The organism is Nocardia otitidiscaviarum (assembly GCF_007362295.1).
Classification (GTDB): Bacteria; Actinomycetota; Actinomycetes; order Mycobacteriales; family Mycobacteriaceae; genus Nocardia; species Nocardia otitidiscaviarum.
Genome location: NZ_CP041695.1, coordinates 1,781,475 through 1,803,152, shown reverse-complemented (window position 1 = coordinate 1,803,152; position 21,678 = coordinate 1,781,475). Strand labels below are relative to the sequence as shown.

General features: G+C 68.8%; 20 protein-coding genes. 6 read left to right on the top strand and 14 right to left on the bottom strand.

What is annotated here, in order from left to right; all coding sequences use genetic code 11:
• Positions 1-7: 7 nt before the first annotated feature.
• From FOH10_RS07655 to FOH10_RS07630, 6 genes are all read right to left on the bottom strand, one after another.
• Positions 8-643, bottom strand: a complete 636-nt coding sequence (locus FOH10_RS07655) for a histidine phosphatase family protein (RefSeq protein WP_143980198.1) — start codon at positions 641-643, stop codon at positions 8-10.
• The gene (locus tag FOH10_RS07650; RefSeq protein ID WP_143980197.1) at positions 640-2,424 is read right to left on the bottom strand and encodes a carbamoyltransferase family protein; all 1,785 of its coding nucleotides are present in this window, start codon (positions 2,422-2,424) and stop codon (positions 640-642) included. Before FOH10_RS07650 ends, FOH10_RS07655 begins: the two co-directional genes overlap by 4 nt.
• A gap of 83 nt (positions 2,425-2,507) precedes the next feature.
• The gene (locus FOH10_RS07645; protein WP_143980196.1) at positions 2,508-3,608 is read right to left on the bottom strand and encodes an NAD(P)/FAD-dependent oxidoreductase; all 1,101 of its coding nucleotides are present in this window, start codon (positions 3,606-3,608) and stop codon (positions 2,508-2,510) included.
• On the bottom strand, positions 3,605-4,573 hold the full coding sequence (locus FOH10_RS07640; RefSeq protein ID WP_143980195.1) for a cucumopine synthase-related protein: 969 nt from the start codon (positions 4,571-4,573) through the stop codon (positions 3,605-3,607). The genes FOH10_RS07645 and FOH10_RS07640 overlap by 4 nt, the downstream gene beginning before the upstream one ends.
• Before the next feature lie 44 nt (positions 4,574-4,617).
• Complete coding sequence (locus tag FOH10_RS07635) at positions 4,618-5,082, bottom strand: SRPBCC family protein (RefSeq protein ID WP_143980194.1); 465 nt, start codon at positions 5,080-5,082, stop codon at positions 4,618-4,620.
• Between the two features lie 300 nt (positions 5,083-5,382).
• Positions 5,383-5,886: a nucleoside deaminase gene (locus FOH10_RS07630; RefSeq protein ID WP_244961755.1), complete on the bottom strand. Its 504-nt coding sequence runs from the start codon at positions 5,884-5,886 to the stop codon at positions 5,383-5,385.
• A 474-nt stretch (positions 5,887-6,360) separates the two neighbouring features.
• On the opposite strand from FOH10_RS07630, the gene FOH10_RS07625 reads away from it, so the two are divergent.
• Positions 6,361-7,521 (top strand): AbrB family transcriptional regulator, encoded by a 1,161-nt coding sequence (locus FOH10_RS07625; RefSeq protein WP_143980193.1) that lies wholly within the window; start codon positions 6,361-6,363, stop codon positions 7,519-7,521.
• Between the two features lie 70 nt (positions 7,522-7,591).
• Here the strand turns inward: FOH10_RS07625 and FOH10_RS07620 are convergent, their stop codons facing one another.
• Complete coding sequence (locus FOH10_RS07620; protein ID WP_143980192.1) at positions 7,592-8,152, bottom strand: hypothetical protein; 561 nt, start codon at positions 8,150-8,152, stop codon at positions 7,592-7,594.
• A 282-nt stretch (positions 8,153-8,434) separates the two neighbouring features.
• Between FOH10_RS07620 and FOH10_RS07615 the strand changes: the two genes are divergently transcribed.
• Entirely contained in the window at positions 8,435-10,312 is a 1,878-nt protein-coding gene (locus FOH10_RS07615; protein ID WP_143980191.1) for an arabinofuranosyltransferase AftB family protein, read from the top strand.
• 69 nt (positions 10,313-10,381) lie between these two features.
• Positions 10,382-10,864, top strand: a complete 483-nt coding sequence (locus FOH10_RS07610) for a VOC family protein (protein WP_143980190.1) — start codon at positions 10,382-10,384, stop codon at positions 10,862-10,864.
• Between the two features lie 80 nt (positions 10,865-10,944).
• Here FOH10_RS07610 and FOH10_RS07605 read toward each other — a convergent pair whose 3' ends face one another.
• On the bottom strand, positions 10,945-11,922 hold the full coding sequence (locus tag FOH10_RS07605; protein ID WP_029929622.1) for a LysR family transcriptional regulator: 978 nt from the start codon (positions 11,920-11,922) through the stop codon (positions 10,945-10,947).
• A 204-nt stretch (positions 11,923-12,126) separates the two neighbouring features.
• Between FOH10_RS07605 and FOH10_RS07600 the strand changes: the two genes are divergently transcribed.
• Entirely contained in the window at positions 12,127-13,377 is a 1,251-nt protein-coding gene (locus FOH10_RS07600) for a Glu/Leu/Phe/Val dehydrogenase dimerization domain-containing protein (protein ID WP_143980189.1), read from the top strand.
• 41 nt (positions 13,378-13,418) lie between these two features.
• On the opposite strand, the gene FOH10_RS07595 is transcribed toward FOH10_RS07600, so the two are convergent.
• The 6 genes from FOH10_RS07595 to FOH10_RS07570 all read right to left on the bottom strand — a co-directional run bounded on the left by FOH10_RS07595 (position 13,419) and on the right by FOH10_RS07570 (position 19,942).
• On the bottom strand, positions 13,419-14,201 hold the full coding sequence (locus FOH10_RS07595; protein WP_186000756.1) for an alpha/beta hydrolase: 783 nt from the start codon (positions 14,199-14,201) through the stop codon (positions 13,419-13,421).
• Between the two features lie 147 nt (positions 14,202-14,348).
• The gene (locus FOH10_RS07590) at positions 14,349-15,389 is read right to left on the bottom strand and encodes an acyl-CoA dehydrogenase family protein (protein WP_143980187.1); all 1,041 of its coding nucleotides are present in this window, start codon (positions 15,387-15,389) and stop codon (positions 14,349-14,351) included.
• Positions 15,389-16,318, bottom strand: coding sequence for a VOC family protein (locus tag FOH10_RS07585; protein ID WP_143980186.1), 930 nt, complete (start codon positions 16,316-16,318; stop codon positions 15,389-15,391). Before FOH10_RS07585 ends, FOH10_RS07590 begins: the two co-directional genes overlap by 1 nt.
• Positions 16,319-16,327: 9 nt before the next feature.
• Positions 16,328-17,074, bottom strand: coding sequence for an enoyl-CoA hydratase/isomerase family protein (locus FOH10_RS07580; RefSeq protein WP_143980185.1), 747 nt, complete (start codon positions 17,072-17,074; stop codon positions 16,328-16,330).
• A 20-nt stretch (positions 17,075-17,094) separates the two neighbouring features.
• On the bottom strand, positions 17,095-18,318 hold the full coding sequence (locus FOH10_RS07575) for an acyl-CoA dehydrogenase family protein (protein ID WP_221937939.1): 1,224 nt from the start codon (positions 18,316-18,318) through the stop codon (positions 17,095-17,097).
• Positions 18,296-19,942, bottom strand: a complete 1,647-nt coding sequence (locus FOH10_RS07570) for an AMP-binding protein (RefSeq protein ID WP_143980184.1) — start codon at positions 19,940-19,942, stop codon at positions 18,296-18,298. Before FOH10_RS07570 ends, FOH10_RS07575 begins: the two co-directional genes overlap by 23 nt.
• A 39-nt stretch (positions 19,943-19,981) precedes the next feature.
• Here FOH10_RS07570 and FOH10_RS07565 point away from each other — a divergent pair, with 39 nt between their 5' ends.
• Entirely contained in the window at positions 19,982-20,686 is a 705-nt protein-coding gene (locus tag FOH10_RS07565; protein ID WP_244961754.1) for a hypothetical protein, read from the top strand.
• A 627-nt stretch (positions 20,687-21,313) separates the two neighbouring features.
• Positions 21,314-21,490: an alkyl sulfatase C-terminal domain-containing protein gene (locus FOH10_RS07560; protein WP_143980183.1), complete on the top strand. Its 177-nt coding sequence runs from the start codon at positions 21,314-21,316 to the stop codon at positions 21,488-21,490.
• The last annotated feature ends 188 nt before the right edge of the window (positions 21,491-21,678 follow it).

The following is a 21,678-nucleotide window of genomic DNA, read 5'->3' as shown; positions in this document are numbered from 1 at the left end:
GTTGCGTTCACCGGAGGTGGGATGTGTCGTTCAGCAATTGCACCGACGCATTCCCGTTCCCGTAATAGGCCACCGCCGACAGCGACGCGGCCGCGAGTTCCATACGGAACAGCGACGCGGGCGGCGCGCCGAGCGCCAACCGGATCAGGGTGCGCAGCGGCGCGACGTGTGAGACGACCAGGACGGTCTGCCCCGGATACCGGGCCAGCAGCGCGTCCCGCGCCGTGCGGACCCGCTCGGCCACCGCCGCCAGGGTTTCACCCGTACGGCCCGGCACCGCCGTCGGCGAGCGCAGCCATGCCGCCAGCTCATCCGGATGGTTCGCGCGCACCTCGGTGAAGGTCAGCCCCTCCCAGTCCCCGAAATCCGCCTCCCGCAGCCGCGGCTCGACCAGCACCCGCAGGTCCAGCCGGCGCGCCAGCACCTCGGCGGTCTCCAGGCAGCGCCGCAGCGGTGAGGACACCACCGCGTGCACGGGCTCGCGCGCCGCGAGCGACCGGGCGGCGGCCTCGGCCTGCCGCCGCCCGGCATCCGACAGGGCCGGATCGCCACCGCTGCCCGAGAAACGCCGCTGCGGGGTCAGCGCGGTCTCACCGTGCCGGAGCAGCAGCAGGGTGGTGGCCACCCCGGATTCGACGCTCATAGCTTCGTGACGAGGTGGTTGCCCAGCACCAGATAGTCGATCTCCGTACCCAGGAAGCAGTTCAACGCGTCGGCCGGGGAGCAGACGATCGGCTCGCCGGCCACATTGAACGAGGTGTTGATCAGGCACGGCACATCGGTCAGGGCGGTGAACCGGCGCAGCAGCGCCGCCAGCCGCGGGGTGTCGCGATCGGTGATCGTCTGCACCCGCGAGGTGCCGTCCACATGGGTCGCCCCCGGGATCAGGTCCCGGAACTCGGGCCGCACGTCGAAGACGAAAGTCATGTAGGGAGAACGGGTTTTGCGCCCCATGTCGAAGATCGCGGGCGCATCCGACTCGAGCACGATCGGCGCGAACGGGCGGAACGGTTCGCGGTGTTTGACCCGGGTGTTGATGACGTCCTTGATATCCGGGAACCGCGGGTTGGCGAGGATGCTGCGATGCCCGAGGGCGCGCGGACCGTGTTCGAGCCTGCCCTCGTACCAGCCGATGACGACCTTCTCGGTGAGCAACTTCGCCACCTGATCGACGATCTCGTCGTCGTCGAGGCGGGTCCAGGCCACCCGGTCACCGCGCTGCCGCAGTGCCGATTCGATCGCCGCATCGCCGAATTCCGGTCCCAGATAAGGGGTTACGGATGGCGCGGTGCCCCCGGCGCCCGGCGCACGGTGCCGAAGCCAGGTGTGCACGGCGGCCCCGATGACGACGCCGGTATCGCTGGCGCCGAAGCTCACGGCCATATCGTCGAATCGGGAGCCCTCGAACAGCGGCGTGTTGTTGAGGCAGTTCAGCGCCACGCCACCCTCGAACAGCAGGTGATTCAGGTCGGTTTTGGCCTCCAGCGCGCGCACCTGATGGGCGGTGACGACGCCCAGCATCTCCTGTGCGGCGGCGGCCACCCGGGCCTGGTACTCGAGCGTGTCCTCGAATGGACCGAAGTACCGTTCGAACAGCGGATCGAGACCGCGCGGATCGTCCGTCTCCAGCGGCCGGGCGAAGCTGTAGCGCCCGTCGGGGTGCAGTGCGACGAATTCGTCGAGAAACGGATTCGGCACGGGTGGCCGGGCATAGCCGGACAGACCCATGACCTTGTATTCGTCATTGTTGGGCACGAATCCGAGAAAACGCGTGATCGCGCTGAACAGCAGACCCATCGAATACTCCGCGCCGATCGCCGTCTCGTCGAAGAGATGGATGCGGCCGCCGCGGATTTCCCCCATCAGCGTCGAGAGCACTTCGGCGCGACCGTCGCTGATGAGGAAGGCGGTATCGCGCATACCCGCCACGTAGTACCCGGTCATCGCGTGGGCGAGGTGGTGCGGCACGAAAACCAACTGTTCCGGCGCGGGCGTGTGGCCGGTGCGGGCGGCGAAATCCGCCGCGATCGCCTCATGGCCGACGACCTCGGTGTACAGCGCGCCGATAGCGGCCAGCAGGTCCAGTTTCGCCGTCGGCGTCAGCGGCGCGGCCACGATGCCCGACAGCATCTCGTCGAGGACCCGCGGCGAGAAGTCGAACGGGATCGCGATCCGGTCGATATCGGCGAACCGCACGCCCGCCTGTTCCAGGCACCAGGTCACCGCGTTGATCGGGAAGTCGCTGGTCTTCTTCTCCCGGTTGAACCGTTCCTCCTCCACGGCCGCGACCACCTCGCCGTCCACCAGCAGGGCGGCCCCGGCATCGTGGCCGAGCAGATAGTGCTTATCGGTGCCGACCGCACCGAACCGCTCGGCGAAGACTTCCGAGACGCGGGTGAATCCATTGCACCCCAGGACAATCATGGCGGCTTCTTTCTGTGCTATCCGGTCGCGGCGGGCGATGGCTGTCCGGCCACGGGCATCGGACCTACCGTGGGTGTGGGTGGCTAACCGGCGGTGTGGGCGCGGCAGCGGTCGGTGGTGAACGGGGCGGGGTCGGTCCAGGGCCGTTCACCGAGGACGAGAGCGCGGACCAGCTCCGCGGCGGCGGGCGCCTGGCACAGGCCCTGACCGGAGAATCCGGCCGCGTAGACGACAGGGCGAGCGGGATCGCGGCCGAGGAAGGCCATGCCGTCCGGGCTCACATCGAGATCACCACTCCATCCCGGCTCCAGCGGATTCCCGGCGAGTGCGGGGAAGGTGGAGGCGAGTCGGCGGGTCACCCGGTCCAGCCACCCTGCCCGGGCCTCGCCCGGCTCGGGACGACCCATGCCGACCAGAATGCGATCACCCCACCCGCGTATCCGCAGGCCGGACGGGTGCAGGGTCATGGGCAGCGTGGGGATTTCGGCGGGTGCGGCGGTGAGCAGCAGTTCCACGGGATAGGTGGTCACCGGCAGCGACACCTCCGCCATGGCGGCGACGGCACCCGCCCAGGGGCCCGCCGCGCACACGATGGTGTCGGCCCGGATGCTGCCCGCGGGCGTATGCACCCGGCCGTCGGGATCGATGCCGGTGACCGGCGTATTCGTGTGCAGCAGTGCGCCCGCCCGCTGGGCGGCTCCGGCATACCCGCGCACGATGGCCGCCGGATCGCAGGCGTAGGCGTCGGGCGACCAGGCGGCCGCCAGCACGGTGCGCGGATCGACAAGCGGGTTGAGTCGCGCCGCCTCGGCCGCGGTCACGAGTTCGACGCGCACCCCGGCGGCCCGCTGCGCGGCGTGCGTGCGCCGGAAGTCCGCCACCTGGTGTTCCTCGGTGAACAACACCAGAAAGCCGGTCTGCCGCAGGCCGATATCGGTTCCGGTACGGGCGCCGAACTCGTGGTAGGCCATCAGGCTGCGCACGGCCATACCGCTGATCAGGTCGTTGCCGGGGAAATAGGTCCGCAGCACGCCCGCCGTGGTCCCGGACGCACCCGATCCGAGCGCACCGCGTTCGAGCAGTACGGTTCCGACACCGGCCGCGGCCAGTTGGCCGGCCACCGCCGTACCGATGACGCCGCCGCCGATGATGAGCGCATCGGTGCGCTCGGGCAGCCCGCTCACGACTGCTGACCGGCCTGAGCGGGACGCAACTGCCGCAGGTGATCTCCGGTGTCCCAGGGGTACAGGTGCAGATTCCAGCCGCCCAGGCAGTTGACGTAGAGGGCCAGCTGACTCGCCACCGCCAGGAAGTCGTCGCGGTCGAGCCGGTCCAGGCAGGCCAGGAAGCGCTGGGTGAAGTCCCACAGCCGCTCCAGCCCGCAGTAGCCGAGGAATTCGGCCGGAACGCCGACCAGCAGTCGCGCCATCTGCCGCAGCGACTCCATGGGCATACCCTGCACCGCACCCCGGACCAGCCCGCCGTAGCTGGCGTACCCCAGCGGCCGCGTCTCGCCATTGACGAAAAGTACTGTGGGCAGCACGGTTTCGAAGCTTCCGGCTCCGGACGGAATCAAGCCCCGGTGCAGATCCGCCAGTTCCGGCGGCACGGTCAGCCAGGCCCGCTCGGTGGCGGCGTGCACATCGTGGATGAGGCGATTCGCCTCGGGCTCGACGGCGGTCAGATGCGGAATGCGGTGGCCGCCCGCGGTTCCCGCCCGGCGGACCTCCACCAGGATGGTCCGCTTGGTCGCGTAGACCGCCTCCCAGACGGCCTGCCCGGCCGCGGCCAGCGCGGGCATATCCGCCTCCCGCACCCGGCCCACCGGGGTGGCGGGCATGGGTTCGGTGAGTGTTCCGTACTTGATACCCAGATGCTGTAGCGCGGAACAGAATACGGTGCCGTCGGGAGCCTCGCGCCGATCCGCGATCCGGGTGGACGCGGGCAGATGCAGCAGCGAGGGAATCGGCGCCACGTGGTACAGGTGCTCGCCCGCCACCAGCGCGTGTCCCTGCAGGCTCCGATAGGGCAGCGCCTCCCACAGCGCGTCGGCCAGTTCCGGATTGCGGCCGTCGAGTTCCGCGGTGACGATGATACCCAGCTCGGGCCAGGCGATATCGATGTGCCGACCGGACGACGTCTCAGTCACGGTTGTTCCCTTCGTTCTTCGCGTTGTCGCCGCTGCTGGTTCCGCTAGTTCCGCGCGAAATGGTCACGGATGGCATCGGTCTGCTTCGCCATCATGGCGATGATCGTCTCGACGACCTCGGTGTCGGCGTCCTCGGCGATGGTCAGCTCACGGGTCCAGTCGAAGAAGCAGCGGTTCGGGTCGTTGGTGATCGGGCGGACGCGGATGGTCGCGAGATAGCGCTGCACGCCCATGGTCGGTTCGATGGAGCGGTAGGTCTGCGACCGCCGGACCTCGTCGCGTCCGGCGACCTCCTGTTGCACCAGGCCACCGCTGAAGGTCAGCGTGAAGTTGTACTGCGACGGAACCCGCTCGGGCCCACCGTCCCCGACCCAGTGCACGTTCTCGGCGGCGGCGCCGGACACGATCGCCACCACCCGCAGCGCATCGCGCACCACGGCCCAGACGGTATCGGGATCGGCATCGACGACCGTCGAGTGGTACATCGTGTGCCTGCGCTGGACCGCCATGAAAACTCCTTGTCCCGCAAGAGGATTCCCTTGCTTCAAGCTTCAACCTGCGTGAGCCAGTACACCGGGGAACGGGTGGCGGCGGACAGAGACGGAAGGCACGAAGAAGATCACCGGCCGGGACAGGCATTTCGTAGAGTTCTACAACCCAGGACGACATTCGTATTCTCCTGCGCCATAACCACTTTCGATAGCGATGTAAACTTTCGCGTGATACAGCGAAGGCGGCGGACGACCCTGGGGTCGTCCGCCGCCTCGGCGTTCGCGATATTCCGGTGACCGATATCCCCGGAACCGGGATCAGTAATCGATCCGGTCGGCCTTGGCCAGCCACGCGTCGAAGGGAGCCGTCCGATTCGGCAGATCCAGCTGCTCGATCCGGGTCGGCCACATCGACTCCGGCTTCTTCTCGAACAGATCGTAGAACTTGCGGTCGTCGAATCCGGCCAGCGCCGCATCGTGCCGATCGGCGGAGTAGACGATCCGGTCGACCCTGGCCCACAGTGCCGACGACAGACACATCGGGCAGGGCTCACACGAGGTGACCAGCACACAGCCCTCCAGCGAGAAGGTTCCCAGCTCCCGGCACGCCGCCCGCATGGCGGTCACCTCGCCGTGCGCCGTCGGATCCAGCGTCGAGGTGACCTGGTTGTGCCCGATGGCGACCACCTCGCCATCCTTGGCGATCAGCGCACCGAACGGACCGCCACCGTTCGCCACGCTACTGGTGGCCAACCGGATCGCCTCGTCCATCCAGGCGCGTTCCAGCTCCTGGATGTTCTGCTCTCGGATCTGTGCGGTCACGGTTACTCCTCGCTGTTGCAAACTCTTCCGTGGAGTACACAGCACACCGCCTGCGATCAGCTAGAGATGGAAGACCGAAGACCACGGCGGTCACGGACCGGCAGTTCGTAGAGTTCTACAAGAGGCGATTCAAGGGTGTCACCCGTCGGAAACATCCGCACGAGGCCCGGATCGGACCCGCCGCACAGCCGACGGACTTCCCCATCAGCTAATACTCAGCTACTTAGATTGGGCCGATTTCGATTCATTCACCCAATTCGACAATTCGGGCGTTTAATTCGTTCGCAATGAGATTAAATGCGAACAACTCCGGATTCAAGCCATTCCACTTGGACAGAAACTCCTGTTCGGTAGTACCGTTTCCGCGTACTCGGCGAAATAAGCCGACCTCCGAACAAACAGCGGGTGAACGGTTTTCAACGACGCGAACAGTATCACCGCTATTACCTGGGAACAGGTTGGGCGGATTCCGCTATGAAATTCACCGGCACATTCGACGCGGTCCGCCGCGTACACGGTCACGCCGTCGTCTGGGCGGCACTGCTGGCGGTGCTGCTCGCCCTCGCCGAACTACTGGAGCGGGTGAGTTTCCCGGCCGCGCAGATGGTCCTCGGACTGACCGCGGGCGCGGGACTGGCGCTCACCGGGCGACTGCCCCGACCGCTGCCCCGGCAGGTGTTCGTCGGCGTGCAGGCGCTGATGGGCGTGCTCATGGGCAGCTATCTGGAACTGCCGCTGCTGTCGGCCATCGGCACCGCCATGCTGCCGGTGTTGGGCGTCACCGCGGCCACCCTGCTGGTGAGCGTGCTGGTCGCGCTGCTCTTCGCGCGCTGCACCAGGGTCGCGCTGCCCACCGCCGTCCTGGGCCTGCTGGCGGGCGGGTCGGCCGCGGTGGTGTCCTGCGCCGACGAACTCGACGCCGATCCCCGACAGGTGGCGTTCATGCAGTACCTGCGCGTCATGCTGGTCGCGGTCAGCGCACCACTGGTGACCGCGCTGCTCAGCGATGACGACACCGGCGGCCAGACCGTCCGGCTCGCCAGCCGGGTCACCAATGCCGAACTGCCGCACTGGATGATCGTCGGCCGCGGGGACCAGATCGCCGGACTCTGCACCGCCGTGCTGCTCAGCGTCGTCGGCATCCGCCTGGGCCGGCGACTGCACATCCCGAGCCCCAGCCTGATCGGCCCCATGCTGGTCACGGCCGCGCTCACCGCACTGGGCCACAGTCACGGCTACGCCCCCACCAACCTGCTGCGCGAACTGCTGTTCATCCTCATCGGCCTCGAGGTCGGATCCCGCTTCACCCGCGCGGTCATCACCGAGATGGCCCGCATGATCCCCGGCATCCTGCTGGCCGTCACCGCCCTCTCCGCCGCCGTCACCGCCCTGGCCTCCCTGCTGTCGCGCTGCGTCGACCTGAAACTCTCCGACCTCTACCTCGCCACCACCCCGGGCGGCATCAACGCCGTCCTCGCCACCGGCGAGGGCATGGGCGCCAACATGCCCCTGATCACCAGCGTGCAAACCATCCGCCTGCTGATCATGGTCGCCACCGTCCCCCTCATCGCCCGCCTACTCCGCCGCGCGGACCCGGACGCACGCGGCGAAGCCCATCGCGAATCACAAGCGTGAGCACCGTCGACGGCGGCACCGAGACATGGAGCCGCCCTCGATGCGGTCACCCTCGATCCGGTCGCCGAGGCTACGCGCCACAACCGATGGCACGGCCGACGTCCGCGGGAACACCGTGCCGGTTCACACAGTCCAAACCTTCACCGAGATCGATGACACGCCAGTGCGTGTTGCCGCCCTGCTCGGCGTACTCGAACAGATACATCACGGGGTGCAGTGAACCCTCGAAAGTGGTTTGCGCCGAGGCGAAGTTGCCGCTGCACCGGACCTGCTCCAGATCCGCAAGGGGATACTTCGGCGACCCCGTCATACGCAAGGTGGTGATCAGGTACTCCCGGTCGACCTCGGCACAGGGCTCCGCTCGCGGTGGTGGTGCGGCCGAGGTTTCGGGCGCGGTCGGCTCGGCAACCGGGGTGGATGGCTCGGCGACGGGCTCGGTCGGGTCAGCCACGGGTTCGGTCGGCTTGACGACCGGCGCGGTGGTCGCACCGACCGAGGCGGTGGTCGACGGGGGTGCCGAAGCCGTACTCGATGCTGCGGAACCCGTATCGGTGGCGCCGTCGCTGCCACAGGCGGTGAGGGCCAATGCGGTGCTGGCCGCGGCGGCAACGAGTACCAGAGTTCGGGTCATGGGGTCCTCCCCGGTAGTGGCCACCCATTCCGGCGGCCGCTTCCAGATCATCTGAGCGACCGAGGATTTCGTTTCATCCGCGAACGATGAGGGTGGACGGCGACCGTCCGCCACGGGCCAGCCTCGGTCCGCCAGACCCCAGGATTCGGGGGTGGGATCCGGCGCGGACCGCGCGATACAGTTCGCCCGTATCGATGAGGGGAGATCCATGCGCGACCTGCCACGGCGGATGTCGCCACGCGGCGGGGGTGCGATCGGCTCCCGTACGGCACGCGGTGGCCGGTGACGATCACCCTCGTACCCGCGGTGGACCGCGGCGACTCCGGCCCTGCCCGCATCCCGGCTCGACCGTCTCGCACGCTGACCATCATCGGAATTGCGATCGCCACCGCGCTTTTCGTGATCGGCGGCTGGCAGCGGCGCTGGATCGCCGACGACGGACTGACGGTGCTGCGCACGGTCCGCAATCTGCTGGCCGGCAACGGGCCGGTCTTCAACGCCGGTGAGCGCGTCGAGGTCAACACCAGTACCGCCTGGACCTACCTCGTCTGGTTCTTCGGCTGGCTGACGCAGGTGCGGCTGGAGTATGTGGTACTCGGCCTCGCGCTGAGCCTGTCGGCGTCGGCCATGATGGTCGCGATGCTGGGCGCGGCGCGGTTGTGGGGCAGCGGATCCCGGCTGCTGCTGCCCGCCGGTGCCGTCGTCTACATCGCGGTGCCACCGGCCCGCGACTACGCCACCTCCGGTCTGGAGTCCAGCCTCGTCATCTGCTGGCTGGCCCTGCTGTGGTGGTGCATGATTCGCTGGTCACAGGCTGACAAGCCGTCTCCGGCAACAGTGTTCGCGCTGTCCTTCCTCGCGGGGCTGGCGCCCCTGGTGCGCCCGGAGTTGGCGGTGGTGGGCGCGCTGGCGCTGCTCATGATCTGCTGCGCTCCGCTGCCGGAAATGCGGTTGCGGCCGTGGGCATCCCGGGCGCTGATCGGTGTGGCGGCGGGCCTGGTGCCAGTGTCCTACCAGATCTGGCGCATGGGCTATTACGGTCTGCCCTACCCCAACACGGCCGTCGCCAAGGACGCGGGCGGGGCGAAGTGGCGGCAGGGGGTGGACTATCTCTGGAATCTGATCGGTCCGTACTGGCTGTGGGTGCCCCTGGTGGTGCTGGGGGCGGCCGCGTTCCTGGCGGTGCGCACCGGGCCTGGTGCCGCAGCGAAACCCGAGCCGCGCCAACGCGTGCGCCGATACCGGTCACGGCTGCGCACTCCGGCCGCCGTGGTCGCTCTCCTGGTCGGCAGCGGAATTCTGTTGCTCGCCTATCAGATTCGCGTCGGCGGCGACTTCATGCACGGCCGCACGCTGCTGCCGCCGCTGTTCTGCCTGCTGCTGCCCGTCATGATGCTGCCGCTCGAATCCGCCACCGCGCGAACCGAACCACGTCGCGTCTCCCCCGCGCTGTCGGCGGCTCTCGCCGTCACCGTCGGCTGGGGACTGTGGTCGGCCGGCGTCACCGCGATCGAATCCGAGTCCGGGATCACCGCGTCCGGTATCGCGGACGAGCGGCTGTACTACGTCCGAACCACCGGCCACGACCACCCGATCCGAGCCGAGGACTATCTGGACTATCCGCGCATCCGCGCCATGGTCGGCGATATCGCCGCCAGCCCGGAGGGCGGCCTGCTCATCAATACGCCGTCCTTCCGACACTGGTACGTCGTACCGCCCAGCCCGATCCGCGATGCCGGGCACACCGTGTACTACATGAACCTCGGCATGATCAGCATGAACATGCCCCTCCACATCCGCGTCATCGACCCCATGGGTCTGGCCTATCCACTCGCCGCCCACACCGCCCGCTTCCCCGACGCCCGGATCGGCCACGACAAGAACCTCGACGCGGACTGGGCGGTCGTGGACGCGGGCATGGCGAGCAGACATCCCGAGCTGCCCGGTTTCATCGACGAAGGCTGGGTGTCCCGCATCGCCACCGCCCTGACCTGCCCCGAGACCCGCGACCCGCTGGCCGCCACCCGCGCCCCGCTCACCGTGGACCGATTCCTGCGCAATATCCACCGGTCGCCGCACTACGCCGCCTACCGCATCGACCGGGTTCCGGAGCACGAGATAGCGCGATGCGGTCTCGTCGACCGAGCCGCCCAGCGATGATTTTCGGACTCCCCACCCGTCCGAACTCATAACAGCACCTACCCGAGCACCGAGTAAGGAACGGTCACGATGAGTGGAATCGGTATCTGCCTCTGGTTCGACGACGAGGGCGAGGAGGCCGCACGCTACTACACCGCCATCTTCAAGAATTCGAAGATCACCTCGGTCGTCCCGTACGGTGACGCCTTCCCCGGCAAGGCGGGCGACACCATGCTGGTCGAATTCGAACTCAACGGCCAGCGGATCACCGCCCTCAACGGCGGCAAGATGGACTGGTCGTTCAACGAGGCGATCTCCCTGATGATCGACTGCGAAGACCAGGCCGAAGTAGACCACTACTGGAACGCCCTCACCGCGGACGGCGGCCAGGAGGGCCCCTGCGGCTGGCTCAAAGACAAGTACGGCGTCAGCTGGCAAATCACCCCCAAGCGCTACTACGAACTCGCCGACCCCACCGACCCCGCCCGCGCCGACCGCGTCAACAAGGCCCTCGAATCCATGAAGAAGATCGACCTCGCCACCCTGGAGCAGGCCGCCGCCGCGGAGTCGTGACGCTCTCGAACCCGAGACCGTCATGGCACGCGTCGACAACGGATATCTACGCCCGAATCCGTGACCGGGCGAGTGGTCGATCAGCCGAGGCGGAGTCCCTTGCCGTTGGATACGGGCGGGGGTGCGGGTTCCGTGTCGGGTGGGGCGCTGTCGGCGCCCAGGCCCTTCTCGGCCGCGGCCGTTCGGATCGCGTCCACGACGAGCAGGAGGGCGGCGCGGCGGGCGGTGTTGGTGCGGTAGGCCAGTGAGACCGTGCGGGTGAGGGCGTCGCCGAGGGCGACGATGTCCACGCCCGGTGGGCGCAGGGCCAAGCCCAGGTCGGAGACGAGGGTGACGCCGAGACCGGCCGCGACCATGGCCAGGGCCGTCGCCTGCTCCTCCACCTCGTGGTCGATGCGCGGCGCCACCCCGGCGGCCTGGAACGCCAGCCGGGCCGCATGCCCGAAATTGGATCGCGCGGGCGCGAGAATCCACGGGTGTTCGGCCAGTTCGGCCAATGTGACGCTGGCCGACGGCACCGCCCCCGCGGGCACGGCCGCATAGAGCCGCTCGACCGCGATGACCGTGCGCTGCAACCCGCTGTCCCACGTCGTCGGATAGTTCGAGTAGTCGATGACGAACGACAGGTCGAGCGCGCCGTCGCGCACCGCCGCGGCGGTCGCCTCCGGCGCGAGCTCCCGCGTCCGCACCAGAATCCCCGGGTGGGTGCGGGCCAACGCGGTCAGCGCGTCGGGCAGCAGTCCGGCCGCCACCGACGCCCACACCCCGGCGGTGAGCTTGGCCGTCACCGATTCACCGGCCTCCTCGAGCGCCTGGGTCGCGCGTTCGACCGAGGTCAGGATCTCCTCGGCGTGCTCGGCGAGCACCACCCCGAGGTCGGTGAGCTGCACGCGCCGCCCCCGCCGTTCGAACAGCCGGGTGCCCACATCGCGTTCCAACTGCGCGAGCTGCTGCGAGACCGCCGACGCGGTGTAGTGCAGGGCGGCCGCTGCCGCGGTGATCGTGCCGCGGCGGTGCAATTCGCGCAGCATCCGCAGCCGGGGCAGAGACAGGTCCATGGGACCGAGCCTAAATGCTGTGCAGGAACGCTGAATACTCCCGTGAACGAACCGTAAATGGACGCGCGGGCAGCCGGGACCGCACTCTGGTGGCACGCGAGTTGTCGGGTGAGTGATCACACCGCCCGGACTCCCGATTACGCGACGCGGCGTTCCCTGTAGGCGGTGGTTACCGACACGAGCACGACGAGGAGGTGGTTCGTCATGACGACAATGCAGAACCCGGGCGGAGGTGTCCCGCAGACGACACAGCCGGTTCCGACCATCTCTCCGGCGCCGGTCGCCCCCGCACCACATCGCCCCGAACCGTATCTGCGCATGCAGTGGACGGATTCGTGCACCGGCGCGGTCGGCTACCTCGTCGTCCACACCCTGCGCTCGGGCCTGGCCACCGGCGGCACCCGGATGCGTGCGGGCTGCACGCTGAGCGAGGTCGAGGATCTGGCGCGCGGCATGGCCAACAAGACCGCCACCTTCGACCTGCCGATCGGCGGCGCCAAGGGCGGCATCGACTTCGACCCCAAGGATCCGCGCGCACCCCACGTGCTGGAGCGCTTCTGCGCGGCCATGCGGCCGTGGATCGACGCGCACTGGGTGACCGCGGAGGATCTGGGCGTACCGCAGCACCTGATCGACGAGGTGTTCGCCCGGCTCGGCCTGGGCCAGAGCTATCACGCCGCCATTCGGCGCGCCGCCGATCCGGCCGCCACTCTGGAGCGCGTCCGCCGCGGGCTCGACGCTCGCGTGGAGGGCGGATTCGCACTCGGTGACGTGATCGGCGGCTACGGCGTCGCGCACGCCTGCCTCGCCGCCGCCGTCTCCTGGGGTCGGGCTCCCGCCGAGACCACCGTCGCCATTCAGGGTGTCGGCACCATGGGCGGTGCGGCGGCCTACTACCTGCACGAGGCCGGCATGCGGGTCACCACCGTGGCCGACGCCGCCGGAACCCTGCACCGCCCCGACGGCCTGGACATCCCGGCGCTGCTGGAGTTGCGCGACGGTTTCGGCGAGATCGACCGCTCCCGGCTGCCCGCGGATGTGGAGCGGCTGCCGCGCACCGCGATCGTCTCCGCCGATGTCGATATCCTTGTCCCGGCGGCGATCTCGTACGCGATCACCCCCGACAACTCCTTCGACGTCAAGGCCCGCGTCATCGTCGAGGCCGCCAACGCCGCCACCACGCCGGAGGCCGAGGCCATGCTCGCCGCGCGCGGCATCCCGGTGCTCCCCGACTTCGTCGCCAATGCCGGGGCCGTGGCCTGGGCGTGGTGGCTGCTGCTCGGCCAGGTCGACGACGTCCCGGAGACGTCCTTCGACCGCCTGCGCACCACCATGCACAGCAAGGTCGCGCAACTGCTCACCGCGTGGACCGATGCGGGCATCACCCCGCGCGAGGCCGGTCACCGCTGGGCCGACGACCCGGCAGCCGACCCCGAACCGGTCGTCATCCCCTGATCACGGACCGGGTGGCCCGGGGTCCCATCGCGCTGCTCGCGCTACATCGCGCCGTCCGGCTGCTCCGGCAGTTCGAGGGTGTCGCGCAGCCACCGCAGGACCGACGGCGCGACCCGCGGCACCGCGGATTCGGCGATGATCCAGTGCGGCAGACCGGGATGCCGCTGATGCTCGGCTCGATAGCGGGCCGCGATACGCGCCGATATCCACGGTGCGACATTGCGGTCCGCGCCCGCGCTGACGCACAGCACCGGGCAGGTGACGGCCGCGGCGTCGACCCGGACCGACGGCAGCCCGAGGGTCATGGCACGGAAGATTCGCCCGGAGTCCGGAACCAGTTGCGGCACAATCTGTTCCTGCTCCGCACGGGTGAGCGTGCTGAGCGGCACCGCACGCATGGTGCGCTCGCTCGGCAGGAACGATCGCCCGGCCAGCACGGCGGGCAGGACCGGGAACAAATGCGGTAGCGGCCGGAGCTGCGGCCACAGCACACCGGCCGGAATGGACGCCAGCAGCACCAGGGCACGGCAGTCCCGCGCGGCCGCCACCCGCTGCCCGATCAGGCCGCCCATACTGTGCCCGATCACGATGGCGTCCTCGCCGAGATCGTCGTAGGCGGCCAGCGCCACATCCACGCAGTCGCGAATGCCGGTGCGGCGCAGTACCGCGTGACCGACCGGATCGCGTCCGGGCAGCGCCGGTGCCACACAGTCGAAACCGGCCCGCTGGAAGTAGTCGAGCCACGGGCGCAACAGCGCCGGACGCCCGAAAACGCCGTGCAGGAACAGGATCGGCGGCCGCTCGCCGCCGGGCCGAGCAATCATGGGAGACCGCATTTCTGTCGTTCGGGCGCTGCCCGCCGACGGTACTGCAACCACACGCTCGCTACTCCCCCTTCGACACCTGTTCCGGCTGGAGGCGAAACACCTGGCAGGCCCCGAAGACCGACGGTGTCGCGACCACCGGCCGGGTCAGTCGCCCATACCGAGGTGCCGCACGATCGTGCCGATGTGATGATCGGTGTCTCCGAAGGCGAGTGCGCACGCCATCGCATGCCGCGTGTAGTGGTGCAGCCCGTGTTCGGCCGTGAACCCGATGGCACCGTGCACCTGGTGGGCGGTGGCGCACACCCGCTGGTACACCTCGGACACCCACGACTTCGCCAGCGCCACCTCGGTCGACGCGTCCAGTCCGGCCGCCAGCCGCCAGATCGCCTCGTAGGCCAGCAGCCGCGCACCGAGCACCTCGACGGCCATATCGGCGCAATGATGTTGCACGGCTTGGAATGCGCCGATCGGCCTGCCGAACTGTTCGCGCTGGGTGGCGTAGTCGACCGTCATATCCAACACCGCCTGCGCACCGCCCACCATCTCCGCGCAGGTCGCCGCCGCACCGTAGGCGGCGATCGCGGCGGCGATTTCGGATCCGGCCGCGAGCACTGAGCCCTCCGGGATCGGCACGTGGTCGAAACTCACCCGATACGATTCGTCGCCCACGACCGCCAGCGGCTCGCGGCTGATTCCCGGTGTCGCGCCATCGATCAGCACCGCCAGCGGCCGGTCGCTGTGCGCGACGACCAGCAGGGTGTCGGCGATGTCGGCGTGCGGCACGAACATCGCCGTGCCGTGCAGCGTTCCCGCCTGCGCCGCAATGACTTCGACGTGGGTGAGCAGCCGTCCGCCGGTGATCGCGGGGAGCCAGGCGGCGCGTTCGGCTGCGGTGCCGTACCGCATCACCGGCATCCCGCAGCAGGCCACCGTCGCCGCGAGTGGGCTGGGCACCCGGGCGCGGCCGATCTCCTCGAGCACCAGGCACAGTTCCAGGAAGCCGGCCCCGAGCCCGCCGTACTCCTCCGGAAACGGCAACCCGGCCCAACCGAGTTCGACCATCCGGGTCCAGAGTTTGCCCGACGACTCGGCCGTCCAGAGCGTGCCCGTCGACTCGGCCGCGCTCAGGAATTCCCGGGCGGTGGACCGGATCAGCTCCTGCTCCTCGGTCAGGGTGAGGTCCATCAGCTGTTCGCCGGGATCTTGTCCGACCGCACCCAGACGCCCGGCCGCTCCTCCCAGAACAGCTGCACGAGTACGCCACCGGCGTGCTTGGGGTGGATGAAAGTGTGCCGCCACGCCGCACCGTCGGTGACGCCCGCATCGTGGTCGAAGGTGGGCGTGTGATGGTGTTCGCAGGCGGCCAGCGCCGCGTCCCACTCGGCCACCTGGAAGGTCACATGGTGTACGCCCGGACCGTTCTTCGCCAGGAACCGGTCGATGAACGAATCCTCGCCGCGCGGCTGGATGATCTCCCAGCAGATCGCCGACCCGGGGATATTGAGCACCAGGTCGGCCATATCCGGCCATTCGTCGATGGGTGTCTTCCACACCGGGACGAACCCGGCCAGCTCGGCGTACCAGGTCGCCAGTACCTCGCGGTCCCGGAACGCCTGGCAGATATGGTCGAGCGCCACGATGCCGAGCGTCGGTCCGGTCGCGGCGGCGGGGGTGGCGGCGGTGGCGTGCTCGTCACCGACCAGGGCGAGGGTGCCCGGCCCGCGCAGCCGGAATCGTACGCCCGGCCCGTCCTCGGGCGGGGTCAGCGACGCCTCGATCCAGCCCGGCCCGTCGACCGGTTCGAGCCCCAGCTTGTGCAGTTCGGCGCGCGCCGCCTCGAGGTCGGGCACCTCGACGCCGATGTGGTGGACGGCCGGTCGGCCGCCCTGCCGCTCGAGTGCGGCGTGCAGCGGTGAGCCGTCGCCGGAGGGAGCGATGACCACCCAGTCCTGCCCCCAGCTGCCGGGCACCGTCAGCCGCACCCCGGTAACGCCCTGCTCGGGGTTGTCCCAGCTGCTGGTGCGGCGAAAGCCGAACAGCCCCTCCAGTTTCCGCGTCGCAGCGGCGAGATCGGGCACCAGCTGGGCGATGTGGTCGATTCGGTAGATGCGCACGGCGCCTCCTCAGCTCGGGTGCGGTTCGATCCAGTCGTAGCCGCCGGACACCAACTCCTTGACCAGCCGCAGGTTGTAGCGGTTCATGGCGGCGATCCGCTCGGCCAGTTCGCCCACGTGCTTGTCGAATTCCGCGGCCGGGAAGACGTTGTTCACCAGTCCCAGTTGCAGTGCCCGCTGCGCGTCCAATTGGATGCCGGTGAACAGCAGTTCCTTGGCGCGGGCCTTGCCGATGCGTTCCGGCAGCCGTTTCACCCCACCCCAGCCGGGTGCGGAGCCGCCGAAGGCGGGCTGGTCGGGGTCCGCGCCGCCGTTCATGTATTTCGGCTGGTAGGGCGGGCGAGCCGAGAGCGTGATCTCCACCAGCCCCAGCTTCGCGTCGTCCGAGCAGACGATGAAGTCGGCGGCCAGCGCCAGTTCGAGCCCGCCGCCGACCGCGTAACCGTGCACGGCGGCGACGACCGGAATCGACAGCCGCTCCATCATGGCGAAGGTCTTCTCACCGAGACGGCCCTGTTCGACCCGCTCCTTGGGTGTCAGGCCCTCCGACCAGCCCAGGTCCATACCGGCGCAGAACGCGCGCTCGCCCGCGCCGCGCAGCACCACGACGCACACGTCCTCGTCGTCGTCCACCTTGGTGAACACCTCGCGCAGTTCGGCCATGGAGGTGGGAGTCAGGGCGTTGAGTTTCTGCGGGCGGTTGAGCGTCAGCCAGGCCACGCGTTCTTCGATTGTCACGTCGAGGGTTTCGTACATCGGCACCTTCTCCCGGGGGACTATTTTCTCGGTAGGTTCAAACCTCTGGTCGCGATGACATTGCGTTGGATCTCGGTGGTGCCGCCGAGGAAGGTCGCGGCCACCGCGTCGAATCGCAGGCGCGTGAATTCGGCGGCCAGCGGATGCCACTCGCCCGGCGCGGTCAAATGGGCGAGTTCGCCGAATGCCTTCGTGCCGGTGTGGGCCAGCCGCTGCGCCAGTTCCGCGCCGAACAGCTGATTCACCGATGCTTCGTAGCCCGGCACGCCGCCGTGCGCCTGGCGCGAAACCGTATATCTGGCAAGGTTGTACAGGACCCGCAGCTCGATATAGCGGCGCGCGATCTCGTGCCGCAGCACCGCGGAGCCGCCGTCGGCGCGCACCTGCTCGACCAGGCGCGTCAGCGCCCGCTCGAGTTTCACCGTCGCGCCGATGCCGGCCCGTTCGAAGCTCAACGCGTCCATCGCCACATACCAGCCGCGGTTCTCGGCCCCGACCCGGTTGCGCACCGGCACTCGCGCGCCGTCGAAGAACACCTCGGCGAACGGTGTGTCGCCGCGGATGTCGGTGATCGGCCGGATGGTCACACCGGGTGTGGCCGTATCCACCAGCAGGAAGGTGATGCCCGCGTGCTTCGGCGCGTCCGAGTCGGTGCGCACCAGCACGAACAGCCAGTCGGCGTAGTGGGCCAGCGAGGTCCACACCTTCTGCCCGTCGAGGATGTAGTCGTCGCCGTCGCGCACCGCCCGGGTACGCAGCGACGCCAGGTCCGATCCCGCGCCGGGCTCGGAAAAGCCTTGTGCCCAGGTTCTTTCACCGCTGGCGATGGGCGGCAGGTGTCGCGCCCGCTGTTCCGGCGTGCCGTGCGCGATGAGCGTCGGACCGAGCAGGAACGCGCCGATGCCGTTCACCGTCGGCACCCCGGCCCGCATCATCTCCTCGTGCAGGATGAACTCCGCCACCGCGGTCAGCCCCGCGCCGCCGTACTCCTCGGGCCAGTGCGGAACGATCCACCCCCGGGCGGCGAGTGCGGCCGCCCATCGCCGGGCCCCGGCCGCCCGGTCGGGATCGGCGCTCACCCGGTCGACCGGCCAGTTGTAGCCCCAGACGTCCTCGGGTTCCAGACTGTGCTGCGCATCCGGGTCGGGCCGGTACTCGGCGGGGAATTCGGCCGCGATGAACGCCCGCACCTCGGCGCGGAATGCGGCCTGCTCCGGCGTATCACCCCAGTGCACAGCGGTCACCGGGAGTGGTCGGCGGGGCGGCGGGCGACTGGGCCTGCCGGTCCCAGGTGGTGGCGGTGACACCGTGGTCACCCTGTTCGCGCAACCGGTATTTGGCGACCTTGTCGGTCGGCGTGCGCGGCAGCGCGTCCACGAATTCGATATAGCGGGGCACCATATAGCCGGGCAGCTGCCGCTGACAGAACTCGACGAGCTCCTCCACGTCGAGCCGCGCGCCGGGACGCACCACCACGGCCAGTTTGACGTCCTCTTCCTCGAGTTCGGACGGCACGCCGATGGCCGCGGATTCCAGGACCGCGGGGTGCATATTCACCTCGCATTCGAGATCGAAGGCCGAAATCGATTCGCCGCGACGTCGAATGGAGTCGGTCATGCGGTCGAGGAAGAAGAAATACCCGTCCTCGTCACGCCAGACCCGATCACCGGTGTGGAACCACAGATTGCGGAAACACCTCGCGGTCGCGTCCGGCGCCTTGTGATAGCCGGTGGTGATCACATAGGGCTGCTTCGGCCGCAGCACCAGCTCCCCCGGCTCGCCGGGCCCCACCTCACGGTCGTACTCGTCCACCACCGCGGCGTGGAACCGCCGATCGTGCACCGTGCCGCAGGAACCCACCCGCCACTGGCCGTACGGGCTGCCGGTGGCGATCCCGGCCTCGGTGCTGGTGTAGGTCTCCACCGAGCGCACCCCGAATCGCTTGTGCAGCGGCTCATCCAGACTCGACTTGCCCATATAGAACATCTCGAGCGGATGGTCCTTGTCGTGCGGGGACGGCGGCTGTTTGAGCAGGATCGGAATCATCGAGAACACGCTCATCACCACGGCGGCGTCGAAGCGGCGCACATCGTCCCAGAACGTCGACGCGTGAAAGCGGTCCACGATCGCGATCGACCCACCGCACAGCAGCGCGGCGAGCACCCCGTCCCACAGCCCCGCCGCGTGGAAGAGCGGCAGCGGGCAATAGATCGACTTCCCCCACCGGTCCAGATAATTCAGCGAATCGTACGCGCAGGTCAAGGCCAGCGCGTGCGAACACATCGCACCCTTGGACGGTCCGGTCGTGCCGGAGGTGAACATGATGGCCTGGAGATCGTGAAAAGCGACCTCCACGCGCGGCGCCTCCGCACCGTGATCGAGCAGGGTCGACCACGGCAGCACCGGCACCCCGACATCGTCGGCCCGCTCCGCCTCCCCATCGGCTCCCGGCCCGAGGATGACCGTGCGCAGTCCGGGCACCCGGCGCGCCAACGGAACCAACCGCTCGACGTAATCGCTGTCGGCGATCAACAGCACCGCATCCGAGCCGACCAGCACATGCCGCAGCATCTCCCCCCGATGCGCGGTATTGACCGGCACCGCCACCGCCCGCAACCGCGCCAATGCGAAGATCACATACACGAACTCGGCACAGTTCGGCAGCATGACCGCGACATGGTCCCCCGGCCCCACGCCCACCGAAATCAGCCCCCGCGCCACCCGATTGGCCATCTCGTCGACCTCGCCGTAGCCGATCTGTCCGCCGTGGAGCCGGAGAAACGGCTCGGTCCGGTGCGTGATGGCGCGGCTCGCCAGCACATCACCGAGAACGAAACTGTCCACGTTCTCCGATGACGCTTGGCGCATGACAACAACCTCCGACAGCGCTGATGTTCGCCTTCCATCATGACTCCCACACCGCCACAACATGGCCGATCTCGCGATTCCGCTTTGGGCGCAACATCATTCGACATCACCGTCAGCCCTGGTCACCGCTGTTCCACACGCGGCATAGCGATCGGCGGCAAGACGTTAACAGCCACCGTGCCCCCAGAACTGGGGTTGGCGATATCCGCTAATGATCTCCGTGCCACCGACGACGCACTGATCATGAGCACAACGTGGAGCCCCACCCGCACGACGACGATGATCCTTCGCGCTGGCGTCGCCGCCACCTCGGTCACGGCGGCACTGGTCGGCTTCACCGGCCCCGCCACCGCTCTCCCCAGTGACCAGGCCACCATCTTCTCGACCACCCTCACCCGCATCCCCGGCCCCAGCTGTGCCGCCATCATCAACGCCACGGTCGTACCGCAACCCCGGTCCGGCGAATTCGGTGTCCGCGTGCGCATCACGCAGGACGGCGACTTCTGCAGCACGTATCGCGTCGCCGTACGCTGGCGCAACCTGGACACCGACCGCGAAAACGGCCAGTCACACCAGGTCAACGAGCGCGGCGAGATACAGCAAGCACCGGACGGCGTGATCACCGGCTTCGGCATGGGACCGGGGGCCGGTCGGGTGGAGGCGCGGATCGTCACCCTGTACGACGACGGCTCCCAGCGCGAGCTGGAACATATCAGCGGCACCGCCAGCTTCACCCTGGGCTGACCAGCACGAGGCCGACCGTCAGCAGCGAGCTCGCTACCCGACCGACAGCTCGATCCGGCGGCCTCATCGCGGATCCGACGCGGCATCGCGGAGGACATGGCTCGCCGAGCCGCGTCCTGCGCGGTCCGGCTCGGCGAGGCACGCCCGCACCAGGCGGCATCGCGACGCTGTCCAGGCCGCCGGGTACGTTCAGGGCGGAATCGGTGCCGCCGACCGTACCGGTCGACGTTGCCCGCGTCGCGCGAGATCAGCCAGTTCTGCCCGAGGTCCGTATAGCGTGCGCCCGAGGCGGATGCCGAAGCCACCGCCGGGGCGCCGGTCGTGGGTGACCGAGACGGCATCGCCGGACGGAAGCTCCCGCGCATCGATCGACAGTGGCCGCGGGCCTGGGCAAGGGATGTCCATGGGCACGACCGGCCTGCTTGCGCCCACCACCGTCATCACCGCGCTCGACGACGGTCGCACCATGCCGGTCGGGCCGATCGACGTCGTATTCCGGCTGACCCCGGACACGGAAGCACCGGCGGAGCTGAATTTCCATCTGCCGCAGTCCGAGTCGCTGTGCATGGCGGAGGACGCCTGTCCGACGCTGCACAACCTGCACAGCCTGTGCGGTGCCCAGGTCCCATGCCGATCGCCATGGTCTTCGACTACTTCGGGATTCGGCTCGACGGCCCGACCGCGGCATCGCATTCGATAACGCTGGGCTTCACCATCCGTGGCGGCCTGCGCGGCGATCCCCGCCGGATCACCGTCCGGTTGCGCAGCGGCGTCCTGGTCTACCAGTCCACCGCCGCGCCGTAGACCGCCGACGCCACTTACCGTCTCACCCGGGGACGGGCTGAACCGGCTCGCTCTCGACCGAACGGCGTCAAGGATCTGCTCGACTCCGGTGATCTGACCGTCGTCACCTGCTCACTGGAACCGTTCGACACCCTCATGCGTCTCATGGACACTTTCCGATTCGCCTTCGCACTCACCCTGCCCTGACC